Here is a 19065-nt window from a genome sequence, read left to right on the forward strand (position 1 = left end):
GCCTCGCGGATCACCCAGCCGAACACCGACTGGACCGGGGCCGGCAGTTCGTCGGCCGCTGGTCGCTGCTGCCCGCCCTCGCCGCCGACCCGACGGTCCGGGCCACCGCCCAGGCGCAGAGCCTGCTGGACCGGCACGGCCTGCTCACCCGGGGCACGGTGGCGGCCGAACGGGTGCCCGGCGGCTTCGCCGGGGTCTACCGGGTGCTCGCCGCGATGGAGGAGCGCGGCCGGGCCCGCCGGGGCTACTTCGTCGAGGGCCTGGGCGGCGCCCAGTTCGCCATGGAGGGCGCGGCCGACCGGCTGCGCTCGGTGAACGGCCGGCTGGAGCGGGCCCGGGCCGCCGAGTGGCCGACCGCCCCGGCCGGCGAGCCGCCGCAGACACTGGTGCTGGCCGCCGCCGATCCGGCCAACGCCTACGGCGCCGCCCTGCCCTGGCCCGAACCGCCCACCGCCCCCGGCGGCAAGGAGTCCACCGCCCACCGCCCGGGCCGCAAGGCGGGCGCCCTGGTGGTCCTGGTGGACGGCGAGCTGGCGCTGTACGTCGAACGCGGCGGCAAGTCCCTGCTGGCGTGGCCGCAGGACGAGCCCACCCGGGCGCTGGCCGCCGGGGCGCTCGCGGCCGCCGTCCGGGAGGGCGCGCTCGGCAGCGTCACGGTCGAACGGGCCAACGGCGAGCCCGCCCTCGGCTCGGACCTCGGCCGCGCCCTGGAGGAGGCGGGCTTCCACGCCACCCCGCGCGGCCTGCGCCTGCGCCCCTGACCCGCGCGGGAAGACCGGACCGCGCAGGAGGACCGGACCGCGCGCGAAGATCGGACCGCACACGAAGACGCCGGGGGCCACGGGGCCGAACACCCCGCGACCCCCGGCCACGTCGATTCACCCGATCGGCGGCGGCTGCGCCTCCGCCGGTCCCACCGGCTCCGCGCGCGGGCGCCGGTCCGGTCCGGTCGCGCTCCAGTCGGCGTGGACCGGGATGAGACCGAGCCCCCAGCCGCCGGCCGCGAGCAGCCCCAGCACCGCACCGTCGGTCAGCTGTCCCCGGACCACCAGGAACCACCAGGCGAGCCCGGCCGCCGAGGCCGCCAGCACCCATCGCAGCGGACGCGGCACCCGGAGGAACAGCAGCGCCCGGGCCCGTATTCGGGCCGTCGGGCGCTTCCGTACGTCTGTTCGCACGACCGCCCTCCCTTCGCTCGCCCCGGGCAGGGACGCCCGGGAGTCGAGGCCGGGATCAGGCGGCGACCACGTCCATCGCGGCGGCCTTGGGCGACATGTTCGCCCGGTCGGTGCCGGGGGCGGGCAGCGGAACCGGTTCGAGTACCGGCCTCAGCAGATCACCTTCGGAGAGGGTGGCCATCGCCGCAAGTTCGGCGAGCGACAGTTCGTCGCTGACCTCGCGCATGACCTCGGACATCCGGACGTCGAGTGCGTCGCAGATGGCGGAGAGCAGCTCCGAGGAGGCCTCCTTCTGTCCCCGCTCGACCTCGGAGAGGTACCCGAGCGAAACCCTGGCGGCCGCCGACACCTCGCGGAGTGTGCGGCCCTGGCGCTGGCGCTGCCGACGCAGTACATCGCCCAGTAGGCGACGGAGCAGGATCATCGGTGCCTCCCTCCTCGGACTGCGGATCGAGATGTCACGCCCCCACCGTACCGCCTTGCCCGCTTCGCGTGCGGGGACCCTGGTCGTGTTCACTCTGGGCTGCAAGGCCGTCCCCCTCCTCGTTCCGGTGTCGCACCCGGGTTCGCGGGCCCCTCGTGGTACCCGTGGCGACCCACCCGGTCACCGTCACGCAACTCGTTCGCCACCTGGTTTCTGCCCAACCAGGGTGTTGGATGTAACACGATCCTCCAGCTGTCCATGCCCGCGCGCCAGATCGGCAGATCTCGGTTCGGTGGAGATCCGGCCCGGCGGGCGCCTAGCGGGCGAACCGGCCGACCAGCAGCTCCAGCGCGGCGGTCACCGCCCCGTGACGGATTGTGGCACGACCCCCCGACAGCAGGGGGGAACTGACCAGAGTTCCGCCCGGGCCGGCCAGCGCCAGGTGTACGGTGCCCACCGGCTGCCCGTCCTGCGGGTCCGGCCCGGCCACCCCGGTCGTCGCGAGCCCGTACGTGGCCCCCAGCAGCCCCCGTACGCCCTCGGCCATCTGCCGGGCCACCACCGGGTGGACCGGCCCGTACACGTCCAGCAGGCCCTCGTCCACCCCGAGCACCGAGGCCTTCAGCTCGGTCGCGTACGCGGTGACCGAGCCCCGGAAGGTCTTTGACGCCCCGGGGACGTCGACCAGCGCGGCGGCCAGCAGACCCCCGGTCAGCGACTCGGCGACGGCCAGCGTGCCGCCCTCGGCCCGCAGCGCGGCGTGCGCCCGCTCGGCCAGCTCGTAGTCCCGCTCCGCCACCCGGTTCCCCCCGTCGTTCAGCGGCCCGACTGCGCCGCGGCCCGGCCCTCGCGGCGCAGTCGCACCGCCTGTCCGATGTAGTCCAGCGCGGTGCCGACGGTCAGCAGCACCGCCAGCCCCATCAGCACGGCCCGCCCGGTGGCCAGCCAGCCCGTCAGGTCCAGCACGTACATGCCGACCGCGGTGCCCTGGGTCAGCGTCTTCAGCTTGCCGCCGCGGCTGGCCGGGATGACCCCGTAGCGGATCACCCAGAACCGCATCAGCGTGATGCCGAGCTCGCGGGAGAGGATCACCACGGTGACCCACCAGGGCAGGTCGCCGAGCAGCGAGAGGCCGATCAGCGCCGAGCCCATGATCGCCTTGTCGGCGATCGGGTCGGCGATCTTCCCGAAGTCGGTGACCAGGCCCTTGCGCCGGGCCAGTTCACCGTCGAACAGGTCGGTGATCATCGCGATCGCGAACGAGGCCCAGGCGACCGAGCGCCACTTGGGGTTGTGCCCCCCGTCGGCGAACAGCAGCGCCACGAAGACGGGCACCAGCAGCACCCGCACCATCGTGAGCACGTTGGCGATGTTCCAGACCCCCGGGGTCGACGGCGTCGCGGCCACCGGTCTCCCCGGGTGGGCCGCGGCCGGGGCGCCGGGCCCGTTGGTCATTCCCCGGCTCCCGGGGCCTCGGCTCCCGCGGTCCCGGGCAGCCGCACCTGCTCCAGCGCCTCGGCGATCAGGTCGACGCCCTCGCTGGCGACCACCTTGGCCCGCCAGAACTGGCCGACCGCGGGGGCCTCGGCCCCGGTGAGGGTGGTCAGGCCGTCCGTCTCCGGCGCCTGGTGGGCGGCGCGGCCCTCGACCACGCCGTCCTCGATCGACTCGATCAGCACCTCGACCTCGGTGCCGATCCGCTGCTCGGCCCGCTGGGCGGTCATCTCCTCGGCCAGCCGGCTCAGCCGGTCCAGCCGCTCGGCGATCACGTCCTCGGCGAGCTTGCCGTCGTAGGTCGCGGCCTCGGTGCCGTCCTCGTCCGAGTAGCCGAAGACGCCGATCGCGTCCAGGCCGGCGTGCGTGACGAAACGCTCCAGCTCGGCGAAGTCCTCCTCGGTCTCCCCGGGGAAGCCGACGATGAAGTTGGACCGGGCGCCGGCCTGCGGGGCCTTGTCGCGGATGGTCTTCAGCAGCTCCAGGAACTGGTCGGTGGAGCCGAAGCGGCGCATCCGGCGCAGCACGGCGGGCGCCGAGTGCTGGAAGGACAGGTCGAAGTACGGCACCACGTCGGTGGTCCCGGTCATCGAGTCGATCAGACCCGGGCGCATCTCGGCCGGCTGGAGGTAGGAGACCCGCACCCGCTCGACGCCCTCGATCGCGGCGATCTCGCCGAGCAGCGTCTCCAGCAGCCGGATGTCGCCGAGGTCCTTGCCGTACGAGGTGTTGTTCTCGCTCACCAGGACGATCTCGCGCACGCCCTGCCCTGCCAGCCACTGGGCCTCGTGCAGCACGTCGGAGGGCCGGCGGGAGATGAAGGAGCCGCGGAAGGCCGGGATGGCGCAGAAGGAGCAGCGCCGGTCGCAGCCGGAGGCCAGCTTGACCGAGGCGACCGGGTTGTCGTCCAGCCGCTTGCGCAGGGTGCGCGGGCCGGAGGCCGGGGCGAGGCCCTCGGGCAGGTCGGCGATCGGCTCGGCGGCGGCCTCGGCGCCGTGGCCGGGCAGGGCGACGGTCCCGGCGGCGGTCTGCCGCTCGGCCGGGCTGATCGGCAGCAGCTTGCGGCGGTCGCGCGGGAGGTGCGGGGCGTGGTGGCCGCCGGAGAGGATGGTCTGGAGGCGGTCGGAGATGTCGGCGTAGTCGTCGAAGCCGAGGACGCCGTCCGCCTCGGGGAGGGCGTCGGCGAGCTCCTTGCCGTACCGCTCGGCCATGCAGCCGACGGCCACGACGGCCTGGGTGCGGCCGTGCCCCTTGAGGTCGTTGGCCTCCAGCAGGGCGTCCACCGAGTCCTTCTTGGCGGCCTCGACGAAGCCGCAGGTGTTGACCACGGCGACGTCCGCCTCGGTGGCGTCGTCGACGAGCAACCAGCCGTCGGCTTCCAGTCGCCCGGCGAGTTCCTCGGAGTCCACCTCGTTGCGGGCGCATCCGAGCGTGACAAGGGCGACAGTACGGCGTTCAGGCATAGGGCCAAGATTAACGCGCGGGCTCCGGTGCCGTTCGCCCCGGAGGCCGCGCGCCTCGGATCAGCTGATCATCAGCGGGCCCTCCGACCCCTGTGGTCAGCCCGCCTGCGGGTCTCCGGGGGTGTACGTGACGTGCACCACCTGGCCGTCCTTGCCGAGGAGGCCGAGGTCCTTCCCGTTGACGTACGCGTGCACGGCCCCGCCGTTGCCCAGCACCAGCTTGATCTGCTTGGGGTCGGTGAAGGTCTGGTCCTGGCCGTCGCCGATGTTGTTCTGGAACAGCGACTTGCCGCTGCCGTCCATCGCCGAGACCCAGCTGGTGCCGCCCTCGGCGACCAGCTTCACGGTGACCTTGTCGGCCGGGACGGCGGCGATCGCGGCGGCGCTCGGCGCGGGCGCCGGCGGCTGGACGGCGGGGGCCACCGAGCCGGTCCCGGAGCCGCTGGGCAGCGGCGCGCTGGCCGAGCCGGTGGTGCCGCGCCCGTCCTTGCCGCTGACCAGGTTGAAGCCGATCAGCGCGACCACGGCGACGATCGCGGCCACCATGGCGGCCGCCCAGTTCGGCCGGCCGCGGCGGGGCACCTTGATCGGGCCGCTGTCGATCAGCTGGGTCGCCGGGCGCCTGGCGGCCGGCGAGCCGCCGTGCGCGGCGTCGTACCGGGCGACCAGCTCCTCGCCGTCCAGGCCGACCACCCGGGCGATCAGGCGGATGTGCCCGCGCGCGTAGAAGTCGCCGCCGCACCGGGCGAAGTCGTCCGCCTCGATGGCGTGGACGATCGGCACCCGCACCCGGGTGGCGGTACTCACCTGGTCCACCGTGAGCCCCGCGTCGATCCGGGCGGTGGACAGCACCCGGCCGATGCTCGGGGCATCGGCCGCCTGCACCGGGTCGTCGGCCGGGTCGACGGACGGCACGGTGTTCTCGCGGTCGGAGGACTTGCCGATGGTCACGGGGCACGCCTTTCGAGCGGATGGCCACCTGCTGGGGAACAGTCTAGGGGCGGGGGCGGATCGTTTCTCAAGCGGAACGGGCCCGAATGCGCGTACCCGGTGCGACCGGGGCCCGCACTCCGCTGACGGGTCGTCGGCGGAGCCGCGCGGGGGACCCGGGGTCCGCCTTCCGCCGTGGGACGCGGTGTACGCACGTTCGGTTCCCCGCACGGCGCCTACCCTCCACCGAACGAGTGACACCTCGGTCAGGACACGGGCCGGGCCCGCGCGGGCCCGGCCGGTCAGCCCCGAAGGGTGATCAGCACCCCGTCCAGCTCGTCCGGCTTCACCAGCACGTCGCGGGCCTTGGAGCCCTCGCTCGGGCCGACGATCCCGCGCGACTCCATCAGGTCCATCAGCCGGCCCGCCTTGGCGAAGCCGACCCGGAGCTTGCGCTGGAGCATCGAGGTCGAGCCGAACTGGGTGGAGACCACCAGCTCGGCCGCCTGGATCAGCAGGTCCAGGTCGTCGCCGATCTCCTCGTCGATCTCCTTCTTCGGCCCGCCCCCGGCCGTCACGTCGTCCCGGTAGACGGCGGTCAGCTGGTCCTTGCAGTGCTGCACCACCTTGGCGATCTCCGCCTCGGTGACGAACGCGCCCTGCATGCGGATCGGCTTGCTCGCGCCCATCGGCAGGAAGAGCGCGTCGCCCTTGCCGATCAGCTTCTCCGCGCCGGGCTGGTCCAGGATGACCCGGGAGTCGGCCATCGCGGAGGTCGCGAAGGCCAGCCGGGACGGCACGTTGGCCTTGATCAGGCCGGTGACCACGTCCACCGAGGGCCGCTGGGTGGCGAGCACCAGGTGGATGCCGGCCGCGCGGGCCAGCTGGGTGATCCGGACCACCGAGTCCTCGACGTCGCGCGGCGCGACCATCATCAGGTCGGCCAGCTCGTCGACGATCACCAGCAGGTACGGGTACGGCGTCAGCTCGCGCTCGCTGCCCAGCGGCGGGGTGACCTTGCCGGCCCGCACCGCCGCGTTGAAGTCGTCCACGTGCCGGAAGCCGAACGCCGCGAGGTCGTCGTAGCGCATGTCCATCTCGCGCACCACCCACTGGAGGGCCTCGGCGGCCTTCTTGGGGTTGGTGATGATCGGCGTGATCAGGTGCGGGATGCCCTCGTAGGCGGTCAGCTCGACCCGCTTGGGGTCGACCAGCACCATCCGCACCTCGTCCGGGGTGGCCCGGGCGAGGATCGAGGTGATCAGGCAGTTGATGCAGGACGACTTGCCCGCGCCGGTCGCGCCGGCCACCAGGATGTGCGGCATCTTGGCGAGGTTGGCCATCACGGTGTGGCCCTCGACGTCCTTGCCCATGCCGACGACCATCGGGTGGGTGTCCTCGGCGGCCGTGCGCGAGCGCAGCAGGTCGCCGAGGTTGACCATCTCGCGGTCCCGGTTGGGGATCTCGATGCCGACCGCGGACTTGCCCGGGATCGGGCTGATGATCCGCACGTCCGGACTGGCCACCGCGTACGCGATGTTCTTGGCGAGCGCGGTGATCCGCTCCACCTTGACGGCCGGGCCGAGCTCGACCTCGTAGCGGGTGACCGTCGGGCCCCGGGTGAAGCCGGTGACCTTGGCGTCCACCTTGAACTCGGCGAAGGTGCCGGTGAGCTGGGCGACCACCTCGTCGTTGAGGGCGCTGCGGGCCTTGGCCGGGCCGCCGCGCTCCAGCAGGTCGAGCGAGGGCAGCGCGTAGGTGATCCCCTCGCCGAGCTGGAGCTGCTCCATCCGCACCGGCGCCGCGCCGTGCTCCTCGGGCGCGCCCGGGCCGCCGCTGCGGGCGGCCGGGACGGCGGGCTCCTCCGGCGGGGCGGTGCGGTCCTGCACCTGGTGCATCATGTCCGCCACCGCGGAGGAGGCGGGCACGCCGTAGACCAGCGCGCCGTCCAGGTCGGCGGCCGCGCCGGCGGCGAGGTCGCGGGTGGCGTACGGGTCCAGCGGCTCCTTGTCCAGGGAGATCCGCTCGGCGTCCTCCGGCTCGTCGGCCTGCTTGCGCCGGCGGCGGCGCCGGCGGGCGGCCACCTCGTCCGAGGGGTCGTCACCGTCGGTGTCCACGGTGAACGGCAGCGCGTCGGGGTCGGCGTCCTCCGGCGGGTCGGTGGACAGCTCGCGCTCCGGCGTGCGCCCCCAGTGCCCGTCCTCCGGCCCGGGCTCGACCACCCCGAGCCGTATGCCGATCGACCGCAGCCGCTCCGGGATGCGGTTGACCGGGGTCGCGGTGACCACCAGCAGGCCGAAGAAGGCCAGCAGCAGGAGCAGCGGCACGGCCAGGGCGGGCCCGGCGGCGGCCATCATCGGGGTGGACGCGGCCCAGCCGATGATCCCGCCGGCCGCCCTTATCCGGGAGGCGCCGCTGCCCATCATGGGCGCGCCGCAGCCGATGTGGACCAGGCCGAGGACGCCGACCAGCAGCGCGCTCAGCCCGATCATGATCCGGCCGTTGGCCTCCGGCAGCTCCGGGTGGCGCCAGAGCCGGATCGCCATCGCGGCCAGCAGGAACGGCACCAGCACGTCGAGCCGGCCGAACAGGCCGGACACCACGGCGGTGGCCGCCTCGCCCAGCCAGCCCTGCGGGCTGAACCAGGTGCCGGCCGCGGTCACCAGCGCGAGCGCGAACAGCAGCAGGCCCACGCCGTCCTTGCGGTGGGCCGGGTCGAGGTTCTTCGCGCCGTCGCCGAAGCCCCGGAAGATCGCGGCGATCGGGCTCGCCAGGGCGTTGAGCGCGCCCATCAGCACCGACCTGGACGGCTTCGGCGGGGGTGCGGCCGGCTTGGCCGCCGTCTTCTTCGCGGGAGCCGCCTTCTTCGCCGCCGCCTTCTTCGCGGGCGGCTTGCCCGGGGCCTTCGCCGCCGTCTTCCTGGACGGTCCCGGACTCGTCTTACGTGCTGCGTTCCCGGGCGTGCGAGTGGCCATGGGTCAGCAGCCTACCGGGGCGGGCGACCACTGCACATGTGCCCGAGCCCGGGGGCCCGGACGTGTCGCAGACACACCGTCACCCTGACCCGGATTCACCCGGTCGCCGCATCGGATCACCCGGACGGGTGAGCGCCGACAGGGGATCAGGGACTGCCCGGACGCATCGCGTCCAGGGCCCGGCGCAGCCCCGCGAGCTTGCGCTCCAGGTGCGCGACGGTGGCCGCCACCCCGGTGTCCTCGACCCCGTCCAGCTGCTTGCCGAGCGCCTCCGCCTGCTCCTCGACGGCCGCCAGCCGGGCGGACAGCTCGCCCAGCAGCGCCCCGCCCAGGGCCTGCCCGTCGCCGCCCTCCTCCAGCTGCAGGCGCAGCAGCGCGGCCTGCTCCTTCAGCTGGCAGTTCTTCGCGTACAGGTCGACGAAGACGGAGACCTTGGCGCGCAGCACCCACGGGTCGAAGGGCTTGGAGATGTAGTCCACCGCGCCGGCCGCGTAGCCGCGGAAGGTGTGGTGCGGGCCGTGGTTGATCGCGGTCAGGAAGATGATCGGGATGTCCCGGGTGCGCTCGCGGCGCTTGATGTGGGCGGCGGTCTCGAAGCCGTCCATCCCCGGCATCTGGACGTCCAGCAGGATCACCGCGAAGTCGTCGGTGAGCAGCGCCTTGAGCGCCTCCTCGCCGGAGGCCGCGCGCACCAGCGTCTGGTCCAGGGCCGAGAGGATCGCCTCCAGCGCCAGCAGGTTCTCCGGTCGGTCGTCGACCAGGAGGATCTTGGCCTTCTGCATCAGGGCTCGCCCTCCTGTCGCCTGCCTGCCGCCCGGTGCAGGCACCCGCGTACTGCCCACCGCTACCCCGGTCATGCTAGCCGCACCCCCTCGCCCGGCACATCGCCCCGTCGTCACCCGATCCGGAGCGGCGCGCAGCCAGTGCTCCGGCGCACGCTCAGCAGCGTGTCGCCGTCCGGTCACTGTTCGCAACGATCGGTGACCCTACCCGGTTCCCGGGGCCGACCGCCAGCAAACCGACCGACCGGCCGAGGTGAACCCCGGGGCCCGGGCCGGGGTTCACGCCTCCCCCGCGGTCACGCGCGGTCGGCGTTCAGCCACTCGCGCATGACCGACAGCAGGTGGTCCGTCTCCACCGGCTTGGTGATGTGGTCGGTGGCACCCGCCTGCAGCGACTTCTCCCGGTCGCCCTTCATCGCCTTGGCGGTCAGCGCGATGATCGGCAGGCCGGCGAACTGGGGCATCCGGCGGATCGCCTCGGTGGTCGCGTAGCCGTCCATCTCCGGCATCATGATGTCCATCAGGACCAGCGCGACGTTCTCGTGCTGCTCCAGCATCTCGATGCCCTCGCGGCCGTTCTCGGCGTACAGGACGGTCAGGCCGTGCTGCTCCAGGACGCTGGTGAGGGCGAACACGTTGCGGACGTCGTCGTCCACGATCAGCACCTGCTGGCCGTCGAAGCGCCGGTCGCCGTCGACCGGGCGGGGCGGCACGGGCTCCACCGTCCGCGGCCCGGCGGCGCTCTCCAGGGCGGCGGTGCGCCGGCGCTCCAGCGCGCCGCGGCGGCGCTCCTCGGCCAGCTCGCGGACCTCCTGGGCCCAGTGGTCGGCCGGGTTCTCGCCGACCGGCACCGGCAGGCCCACCGGGGTCACCCCGACCGAGGCACGCGCCGCCAGTCCGTTCGGCGCGGCCTGGCGCGGGTCGGCGGGAGCCTCCGGGGCCTCGGTGCGCAGCGGCAGGTAGAGCGTGAAGGTGGAGCCCTTGCCCAGCTCGCTCTCGGCGTGGATCTCGCCGCCGAGCAGCCGGGCGATCTCGCGGCTGATCGACAGGCCGAGGCCGGTGCCGCCGTACTTGCGGCTGGTGGTGCCGTCGGCCTGCTTGAACGCCTCGAAGATCTCCCGCAGCTTGTTGCCGGGGATGCCGATGCCGGTGTCGGAGACCGCGAAGGCGATCAGCTCGTCGTCCGGGCCCTGGATCGAACCGGACTCCAGCAGCCGCTCGCGCACGTGCTGCGGGACCTCGCGCCCGGCCGGGCGGATCGAGAAGTCGACGGCTCCGGAGTCGGTGAACTTCACCGCGTTGGAGATCAGGTTCCGCAGCACCTGCTGGAGGCGCTGCTCGTCGGTGTGCAGGGTGACCGGCAGGGCGGGCGAGACCCGGACGGCGAAGTCCAGGTTCTTGTCCAGCGCGACCGGCTGGAAGGTGGCCTCGACGTAGTCGACCAGCTGGACCAGGGCGATCCGGGCCGGGCGGACGTCCATCTTGCCGGCCTCGACCTTGGACAGGTCGAGGATGTCGTTGATCAGCTGGAGCAGGTCGGAGCCCGCGCCGTGGATGGTGTCGGCGAACTCGACCTGCTTGGGCGAGAGGTTGCCCTCGTTGTTGTCGGAGAGCAGCTTGGCCAGGATCAGCAGCGAGTTGAGCGGGGTGCGCAGCTCGTGCGACATGTTGGCGAGGAACTCGCTCTTGTACCGGGAGGCCAGGGCGAGCTGCTCGGCGCGCTCCTCCAGGACCTGCCGGGCCTCCTCGATCTCGCCGTTCTTGATCTCGATGTCGCGGTTCTGCTGGGCGAGTTGCTCGGCCTTCTCCTGCAACTCCTCGTTGGTGCGCTCCAGTTCCTCCTGGCGCGCCTCCAACTCGGCGGACCGCATCGAGAGTTCGGCGGTGAGGCGCTGGGACTCCAGCAGCAGGCCCTCGGTCTTGGTGTTGACGCTGATGGTGTTGACGGTGACGCCGATCAGGTCGGCGATCTGGTTCAGGAAGTCCAGCGCGACGGTGGTGAAGGAGCTGAAGGTGGCCAGTTCGATCACGCCCAGCAGCCGGCCCTCGAACAGCACCGGCAGCACCACGATGTGGGCCGGGGAGGCCTCGCCGAGCCCGGAGGCGATCTTCAGGTACCCGGGCGGCGCCTCCTTGAGGATGATCGCCCGCTTCTCCACCGCGGCCTGGCCGATCAGCGACTCGCCGGGCCGGAAGGTGGTCGGCATCGCCCGCCGCTGGTAGCCGTAGCTGCCGATCAGGCGCAGCACGGTGTCGTTCTCGTCGTCGTCCTCGGTGATCAGTTCGGCGGTGCGGCCGGCCGGCTGGGCGAGGAAGAAGGCGCCGTGCTGGGCGGAGACCACCGGGGTCAGCTCGGTCATGATCAGCGAGGCGACCGCCTCCAGGTCCCGGCGGCCCTGGAGCAGGCCGGAGATCCGGGCCAGGTTGGTCTTGAGCCAGTCCTGCTCCTGGTTGGTGCGGGTGGTCTCGCGCAGGTTGGCGATCATCTGGTTGATGTTGTCCTTGAGCTCGTCGAGCTCGCCCGCGGCGTCCACGTCGATCCGCAGGCTCAGGTCGCCCCTGGTCACCGCGGTGGCGACCTGGGCGATCGCGCGCACCTGCCGGGTCAGGTTGTTGGCCAGTTCGTTCACCGACTCGGTCAGGTCCTGCCAGGTGCCGTCCACGCCGGGCACCCGGGCCTGGCCGCCGAGCCGCCCGTCGGTGCCGACCTCGCGGGCGACCCGGGTGACCTCGTCGGCGAACGCGGAGAGCTGGTCGACCATGGTGTTGATGCTGGTCTTGAGCTGGAGGATCTCGCCGCGCGCGTCGACGTCGATCTTCTGCGAGAGGTCGCCGCGGGCGACCGCGGTGATCACCAGCGCGATGTTCCGCACCTGGCCGGTGAGGTTGTTGGCCATCAGGTTGACGTTGTCGGTCAGGTCCTTCCAGATGCCGGCCACCCCCGGCACGCTCGCCTGGCCGCCCAGGGTGCCGTCGGTGCCGACCTCGCGGGCCACCCGGGTGACCTCCACCGCGAAGGAGGAGAGCTGGTCGACCATGGTGTTCAGGGTCCCGGCGAGCGCCGCGACCTCGCCCTGCGCCTCGATGCTGATCTTCTTGGAGAGGTCGCCGCGGGCCACCGCGGTGGCGACCTCGGCGATGTTCCGCACCTGGCCGGTCAGGTTGGACGCCATGAAGTTGACGTTGTCGGTCAGGTCCTTCCAGATGCCCGACACCCCGCGCACCCGGGCCTGGCCGCCCAGGATGCCCTCGGTGCCCACCTCGCGGGCGACCCGGGTCACCTCGTCGGCGAACGCCGACAGCTGGTCGACCATGGTGTTGACGGTCGTCACCAGCTCCAGGATCTCGCCCCGGGCGTCGACGGTGATCTTCTTGGAGACGTCGCCGCGGGCCACCGCCGTGGTCACCTCGGCGATGTTCCGGACCTGGCTGGTCAGGTTGTTGGCCATCAGGTTGACGGAGTTGGTCAGGTCCTTCCAGATGCCGGCCACGCCGGGCACGCTGGCCTGGCCGCCGAGGATGCCCTCGGTGCCGACGTCCCGGGCCACCCGGGTGACCTCGTCCGCGAAGGCGCCCAGCTGGTCCACCATCGTGTTGATGGTGTTCTTCAGCTCCAGGATCTCCCCGCGCGCGTCCACCTGGATCTTCTGCGACAGGTCGCCCTTGGCGACCGCGGTCGTCACCTGGGCGATGTTGCGCACCTGATCGGTGAGGTTGTTCGCCATGAAGTTGACGTTGTCGGTCAGGTCCCGCCAGACCCCGGCCGCCCAGGGCACCTGCGCCTGGCCGCCGAGCCGCCCCTCGGTGCCCACCTGGCGGGCCACCCTGGTCACCTGCTCGGCGAAGCCGGAGAGCTGGTCGACCATCGTGTTGATGGTGTTCTTCAGCTCCAGCATCTCGCCGCGCGCGTCCACCTCGATCTTCTGCGAGAGGTCCCCGCGCGCCACCGCCGTGGTCACCTGGGCGATGTTGCGCACCTGGCCGGTCAGGTTGTCGGCCATGAAGTTCACCGAGTCGGTCAGGTCCCGCCAGACCCCGGCCACGCCCGGCACCTGGGCCTGACCGCCGAGCCGGCCCTCCGTCCCCACGTCCCGGGCCACCGTGGTGACCTGGGCGGCGAACCCGTTCAGCTGGTCCACCATCGTGTTGACGGTGTTCTTCAGCTCCAGCATCTCGCCGGCCACCTCGACGGTGACCTTGCGGGACAGGTCGCCCTTGGCCACCGCCGTGGTCACCTGGGCGATGTTGCGCACCTGGGCGGTCAGCCGGCCCGCCATGGTGTTGACCGAGTCCGCCAGGTCCTTCCAACTGCCGGACACGCTGCGGACCTTGGCCTGGCCGCCGAGCTTGCCCTCGGTGCCGACCTCGCGGGCCACCCGGGTCACCTCGTCGGTGAACTCGGAGAGCTGGTCCACCAGCCCGTTGACGGTCCGCCCGATCTTCAGGTACTCGCCGCGCAGCGGGTGGCTCACCCCGTTGCTGTGCAGCGAGCGCAGCTCCATCTTCTGGTCCAGGTCGCCCTCGGCGATCGAGGTGAGCACCCGGCCCACCTCGGCCATCGGGCGGGCCAGGTCGTCGATCAGCGCGTTGCAGTTGTCGACCGCCGCCATCCAGGCGCCCTCGCCCGCGCCGGTCTCCAGCCGCTCGTTCAGCCGGCCCTCGCGGCCCACCGCCCGCCGGACCCGCGCCAGTTCACCCGTCAGGTGCTGGTTGCGCTCGGCGACCTCGTTGAACACCGCGGCGATCTCGGCCAGCGGCCCGTCCCCGGGGACGGTCAGCCGGCGGCGGAAGTTGCCGTCCCGCATCGCGGTCAGCGCCGACAGCAGCTTGCGCAGCTCGGCGGGCTCCGCGCCGCGGTTGTGGCCCGCCCGGCGGCCGGCCGCGTTCCGCGGCACGGCCCCGGGGCGCCCGCCGCGCGGGGCGGGCGGCGTCGTTCCGGTTGCGTCCTTGGTGGCCGAACTCAACGGGCCCCTCCCACATCGTGAACTGTCCGGTGACCTACCGTGCCGGTGCGGCACGCACCCGGGCACCGGCCCGGCTGGGCCGCGTGCCGACGGCGGGTCCTCGACGCGCCGGCACCCACACGACCGTACTGCTCGCACCGGCCGTCGCGGACCCCCCAGTCTGGCAGCACCGGCAGCCGGTGCACGGCCGGTTGCGCTCGGTTCGTACCGCACCGTCCCGATCGGGTGGGCAGAATCACCCTCTGGTGCCTGTTTCGGCTCCCCACCCCCACGGGGAACCAAGCGGAAAGTAGGGTGGAGCGCTGCACCGGGCCACGACCCGACCCAGCGCCGCCGCTCACCCCGACGGCGCGCACGGGGAGTCGGCGCCGCACCCCCGGGCAGCCAGGGCAAGAGCAGCAGAGGAGAAGTGGCAACGTGGTCACCGCGCGCGCAGCCGCCACCTTCGACCCCGACGGCCGGTCCGCGGCCGCCGCACGGGGCTTCGTCCGGGACGCGCTGCTCGGCTGGGGCCTGCCCGAGGTCGTCGACGACGCGGTCGTGCTGGTCAGCGAGCTCGTCACCAACGCCGTCGTGCACGCCGGCACCCCCGCGGAGGTCTGTTGCCTGCGCGAGGAGGGCAGCGTCCGGATCGAGGTCACCGACCACCACCCCGAGCGCGGACTGCCCTCGCTCGGCGACGGTCCGGTCCACGCCTCCGACCGCTTCGCCGACCCGGACGGCGAGGGCGGCCGCGGCCTGCTGATGTGCTCCGCGCTCGCCGAGCGGTGGGGCGTCGAGTACGCGGCCGGCCGCAAGACCGTCTGGTTCCGCCTCACGCTGCCCGCACAGGTGCCCGGAACCCGCTATGCCGTTCCCGCCACCCCCGGCAGCGACCTGCCCAGCGGCCCCGGCCCGGTGCACGCCGCCGTCGTCCAACTCGACGAGGACGGCCGGGTGCTGGCCTGGAACCCGGATGCCGAGGCGCTCTTCCAGTACCCCGCCGCCGCCGTCCTCGGCTGTCCCTGGGCCGACCTCGCGGTCTGGCCGCAGTCCCCCGCCCGCGGCCTCGGCCTGACCGACACCCTGCGGATGGCCCGCTGGGAGGGCGGCTACGGCGTCCGCCGCCCGGACGGCCGCGAGGTCGAGGTGTACGGCGTCCAGGTCCGGCTGCGCGACACCGAGGGCGTCCCCTCCACCCTCTGCCTGCTCGTCCTCGAACCCGACCGCGCGGTGCTGCGCTCCCCCGCCCGCGCCCTGCCCGGCGAGCGCCCCGACCCGGCCGGCCCCCGGCTCGACCTGCTGGCCGGCCCGGTCGCCACCGACGACCTCGACACCCTGCTGCAGCGCACCGTCGAACGCGCCCGCGACCTGCTCGACGGCGACGCCGCGTACCTGCTGCTCACCACCGACGACGAGGCCGAGTTCGAGGTCCGCGCCGCCACCGGCCTCACCGCCGGGCACCGCCGCCACGCCCGCTTCCCGGTCGGAACCGGCAACCGCTACGACTCCGCCCGGCTGCCCTCCGTCCACGAGGACCTCTCCGCCCGGCCCACCGGCCTGCCGCTGCTCACCGACAGCGGGATGCGCTCCCTGGTCACCGTCCCGCTCAAGGTCGAGGGCCGGCTGATCGGCTCGCTCGGCATCGCCGCCGCCGTGCCCGGCCGCTACGACAACGAGGACGCGCTGCGCCTGCAGTTCGCCGCCGACCGGGTCGCCCTCGCGGTCGAGAGCACCCGGCTGACCGAGCTCGAACGGCTCCGCCGCGGCTCGCTCTCCTTCCTCGTCGAGGCCTCCGACCTGCTGGCCGGCACCCTCGAACACGAGCAGACCCTGGCGCTGATGGCCCAGATGGCCGTCCCCACCCTCGCCTCCTGGTGCGCCGTCTACACCACCGCCGACCACGCCGCCACGGCCCGGCTCGCCTTCGTCCTGCACGAGGACGAGGACCGCATCGACCCGCTGCGCGACCTGCTCGGCAAGACCCCCGCCCCGGAGGCCGGCCCCACCCACGGCGGCGTCCGGTTCTGGACGGCCCCCGCCGAGACCGTCGAGGCCGCCGGACTCGACGGCCCGGAACTCGCCGGACTGCTCGGCGAGACCGTCCTCCTCGCGCTGACCGCCCGCAACCGCGTCATCGGCCTGCTGGTGCTCGGCGTCCCGGCCGGCGTCCGGTTCCGCCAGGAGATCCTCGAACTCGCCGAGGACCTCTCCCGCCGGGCCGCCCTGGCCCTGGACAACTCCCGCCTCTACTCCGAGCGCACCGCCACCAGCCAGGCCCTCCAGCGCAGCCTGCTCCCGCCGGACCTGCCGGAGATCCCCGGCGTCGAGGTGGACGTCTACTACCAGGCGGCCGGCGAGGGCAACGAGGTCGGCGGCGACTTCTACGACCTGTTCACCATCCGCGAGGGCACCTACGGCTTCGCCATCGGCGACGTCTGCGGCACCGGGCCCGAGGCCGCCTCGGTCACCGGCCTGGCCCGGCACTCGCTGCGGCTGCTCGCCCGCGAGGGCCTGGACGCCCCGCAGGTGCTGCGCCGGCTCAACGCGGCGATCCTGGACGAGGGCGCGCGCAGCCGCTTCCTCACCCTGCTCTACGGCGAACTGACGCCCCGCCCGGACGGCAGCACCGAGCTCTCCCTGGTCTGCGCCGGCCACCCGCTGCCGCTGCGGCTGCGCACCGATGGCCAGGTCGACCGCGCCGCCACCCCGCAGCCGCTGCTCGGCGTCATGGACGACCTCGACCTCACCGCCGAGCACCTGGTGCTCGCTCCCGGCGAGGTCCTGCTCTGCGTCACCGACGGGGTCACCGAACGCCGCGAGGGCCGGCGGATGCTGGGCGACGACGGCCTCGCCGAGGTGCTCACCGGCTGCACCGGCCTGACCGCCGGGGCGGTCGCGGCCCGGGTGCAGCGCGCGGTCGAGCGCTTCGCCCCGGAGCCGCCGTCCGACGACATGGCGATCCTGACCCTGCGGGTGCCCACCCAGCGCCACGCCTGACGCAGTCACAAATTGTTATATTCACAATGGTACAAGCGGGCGGCGTCGGGTAGACCGATCCCACCGGGAATCCGTCCGGCGGGGACCTGACCAACAGTCCTCCGCCGGCCCCTCACTTCCGATGGCCCATCACCTTCGACCGCGGCCCGCGCACGCTCACAGCCGTGCGCCCTCGGCGCGGTCGCGCGCATCCACTCATCGCGACGACACCACAGCGTCACTGCGCCCTGCGCGCGCCCAGAGTGAAAGGAGCCTCCGGTGAGCAACGACGCTACCGGGGCGACGAACGCCCGCTCCACCGGAGCCGACGCGGGTAACCTCGGCTACCTCGCACTCGGCCTCACACTGCTCGCCTACGGCCTGCTCTCCACCGGCGTCCTGCACGGCGCCGGAGTCGGGAGCGTGGCCCACCTCGCCCACGTACTCGGCGGCGCCACCCTCTTCATCGCGGGCCTCTGGCAGCTCCGCGGCGGCGAGGGCTTCACCGGAACCGCCTTCACCAGCCTCGGCGCCTTCTGGGCGACCTGGTCCGCGGCCGGCGGGGCGGGTAGGAACGCCGCCGGCCTCTTCCTGCTGCTGTGGGCCCTGCTCGCCCTCAGCCTCACCGCCGCGAGCTGGGGCGCCAACCTGCTCAGCCGCGCCGTCTACGGCCTGCTGACGGTCTCCCTGCTGCTCTCCGCCGTCGCCACCTTCGGCGGTTACGGCGGTCTGGGCAAGGCCGCCGGCTGGGTCGCGGCCGTGTCCGGGCTCGCCGCCTGGTACTGGGCGACCTCCGGGCTGAGCAACGGTTCCTGGGGGAAGGTCTCCCTGCCGGTCCGGTGACCTGTCCGGTGACCGGTCGGGGACGGCCCCGGTTCGGTCCACGCCTCGGGTTCGACCTCGGTTCAGCCGACCTGCTCCAGCCGCTCCCCGGCGGTGCCGCGGGGCCGGAACTCCGTCTCGGCGGACGCCCGGCCCCGTCGGCGCGCCGACAGCGCCAGCACGGCGTAGGCGAGGAACAGGATCAGCACGGCCACGATGCCGTCCAGCCAGAAGTGGTTGGCCGTCACGACCACCACGGCCACCGTCAGCACCGGGTGCAGCACCATCACCCAACGCAGTGAACTGCGCGACACCCGGATCACCGCGACCGCCGCCAGCACGCACCAGGCGACGTGCACCGAGGGCATCGCCGACAGCTGGTCGGCCACCACCACACCGCCGACCGCACCGCCGTACACCGACTGCCCGTACTGGGCGGCCACGTCGACGAAGCCGCTCTCCGGCAGCATCCGCGGCGGCGCCACCGGGACGAACTGCACCAGCAGACAGACCGCGGTCGTGATCACCACCGTGTTGCGCACCCACGCGTAGCGCTCGCGGTGCCGCACGAACACCCAGAGCAGGACGCCGAGCATGACGGCGAAGTGCATGACCGCGTAGTAGTAGTTGGCCAGCCTCACCAGGACCGGGTACGGCGTGACCGCCTTCTGCCAGGAGGCCTCGTCCGGCAGTCCGACCACCTGCTCGGTGTGGTGGATCCAGCTCGCGCGGTCCAGCGCGTGGTCCGTACTCATCACCGAGAGGTGCCCGACCAGCTGCCAGAGCGCGAACAGCGCCAGCAGCGTGCCGGCCTCCCGCAACAGCGCGGACAGCGCCGGCTTCCGGCCCTTCACCGCGGCGTACGCGCCCGCATGGAGGCCGACGGCGACGGCCCCGGCGGACTGCCAGGTCAGGGTCAGGTTCTGCATTGGCAGAGGGTAACGCAAAAAGCCCCTTCCCGGATGGGAAGGGGCTTTTCGGAAGAATTGTTCGGCGGCGTCCTACTCTCCCACAGGGTCCCCCCTGCAGTACCATCGGCGCTGTAAGGCTTAGCTTCCGGGTTCGGAATGTAACC

General features: G+C 73.1%; 12 protein-coding genes, 1 rRNA gene and 1 pseudogene. 3 read left to right on the plus strand and 11 right to left on the minus strand.

The features are described from left to right. Positions 1 to 761, plus strand: a pseudogene (locus ABZW03_RS19040) (DEAD/DEAH box helicase); the annotation flags it as partial. 117 nt (positions 762 to 878) lie between these two features. Here ABZW03_RS19040 and ABZW03_RS19045 read toward each other — a convergent pair. From ABZW03_RS19045 to ABZW03_RS19085, 9 genes are all read right to left on the minus strand, one after another. Further along, positions 879 to 1178: a hypothetical protein gene (locus tag ABZW03_RS19045; RefSeq protein ID WP_355259195.1), complete on the minus strand. Its 300-nt coding sequence runs from the start codon at positions 1176 to 1178 to the stop codon at positions 879 to 881. A 55-nt stretch (positions 1179 to 1233) separates the two neighbouring features. Further along, complete coding sequence (locus ABZW03_RS19050) at positions 1234 to 1602, minus strand: helix-turn-helix transcriptional regulator (protein ID WP_049660741.1); 369 nt, start codon at positions 1600 to 1602, stop codon at positions 1234 to 1236. 316 nt (positions 1603 to 1918) lie between these two features. Beyond that, on the minus strand, positions 1919 to 2401 hold the full coding sequence (locus ABZW03_RS19055; protein ID WP_355259199.1) for a CinA family protein: 483 nt from the start codon (positions 2399 to 2401) through the stop codon (positions 1919 to 1921). A 17-nt stretch (positions 2402 to 2418) separates the two neighbouring features. Then, positions 2419 to 3057 carry a CDP-diacylglycerol--glycerol-3-phosphate 3-phosphatidyltransferase gene (gene pgsA, locus ABZW03_RS19060; RefSeq protein ID WP_355259202.1) on the minus strand — a complete coding sequence of 213 codons (639 nt, stop codon included), beginning with the start codon at positions 3055 to 3057 and terminating at the stop codon, positions 2419 to 2421. Beyond that, positions 3054 to 4559, minus strand: coding sequence for a 30S ribosomal protein S12 methylthiotransferase RimO (rimO, locus tag ABZW03_RS19065; protein WP_355259205.1), 1506 nt, complete (start codon positions 4557 to 4559; stop codon positions 3054 to 3056). The genes pgsA and rimO overlap by 4 nt, the downstream gene beginning before the upstream one ends. Before the next feature lie 96 nt (positions 4560 to 4655). Beyond that, complete coding sequence (locus ABZW03_RS19070; RefSeq protein ID WP_355259208.1) at positions 4656 to 5510, minus strand: RodZ domain-containing protein; 855 nt, start codon at positions 5508 to 5510, stop codon at positions 4656 to 4658. Positions 5511 to 5791: 281 nt separating this feature from the next. Next, positions 5792 to 8464 (minus strand): DNA translocase FtsK, encoded by a 2673-nt coding sequence (locus ABZW03_RS19075; protein WP_355259211.1) that lies wholly within the window; start codon positions 8462 to 8464, stop codon positions 5792 to 5794. A 146-nt stretch (positions 8465 to 8610) separates the two neighbouring features. Next, complete coding sequence (locus ABZW03_RS19080) at positions 8611 to 9249, minus strand: response regulator (protein WP_355259223.1); 639 nt, start codon at positions 9247 to 9249, stop codon at positions 8611 to 8613. Between the two features lie 293 nt (positions 9250 to 9542). Next, positions 9543 to 14081 (minus strand): HAMP domain-containing protein, encoded by a 4539-nt coding sequence (locus tag ABZW03_RS19085; RefSeq protein ID WP_355259226.1) that lies wholly within the window; start codon positions 14079 to 14081, stop codon positions 9543 to 9545. 546 nt (positions 14082 to 14627) lie between these two features. Between ABZW03_RS19085 and ABZW03_RS19090 the strand changes: the two genes are divergently transcribed. Then, positions 14628 to 17189, plus strand: coding sequence for a SpoIIE family protein phosphatase (locus tag ABZW03_RS19090; protein ID WP_355259214.1), 2562 nt, complete (start codon positions 14628 to 14630; stop codon positions 17187 to 17189). Positions 17190 to 17447: 258 nt separating this feature from the next. Next, positions 17448 to 18011 carry an acetate uptake transporter gene (locus tag ABZW03_RS19095; RefSeq protein WP_355259217.1) on the plus strand — a complete coding sequence of 188 codons (564 nt, stop codon included), beginning with the start codon at positions 17448 to 17450 and terminating at the stop codon, positions 18009 to 18011. A 62-nt stretch (positions 18012 to 18073) separates the two neighbouring features. On the opposite strand, the gene ABZW03_RS19100 is transcribed toward ABZW03_RS19095, so the two are convergent. Both ABZW03_RS19100 and rrf read right to left on the minus strand, forming a co-directional pair. Continuing rightward, positions 18074 to 18919 carry a phosphatase PAP2 family protein gene (locus ABZW03_RS19100; RefSeq protein WP_355259220.1) on the minus strand — a complete coding sequence of 282 codons (846 nt, stop codon included), beginning with the start codon at positions 18917 to 18919 and terminating at the stop codon, positions 18074 to 18076. A 59-nt stretch (positions 18920 to 18978) separates the two neighbouring features. Next, positions 18979 to 19065 (minus strand): 5S ribosomal RNA (gene rrf / locus ABZW03_RS19105); the annotation flags it as partial.

It is taken from the genome of Kitasatospora sp. NPDC004799 (assembly GCF_040609095.1).
In the GTDB taxonomy this organism is placed as follows: Bacteria; Actinomycetota; Actinomycetes; order Streptomycetales; family Streptomycetaceae; genus Kitasatospora.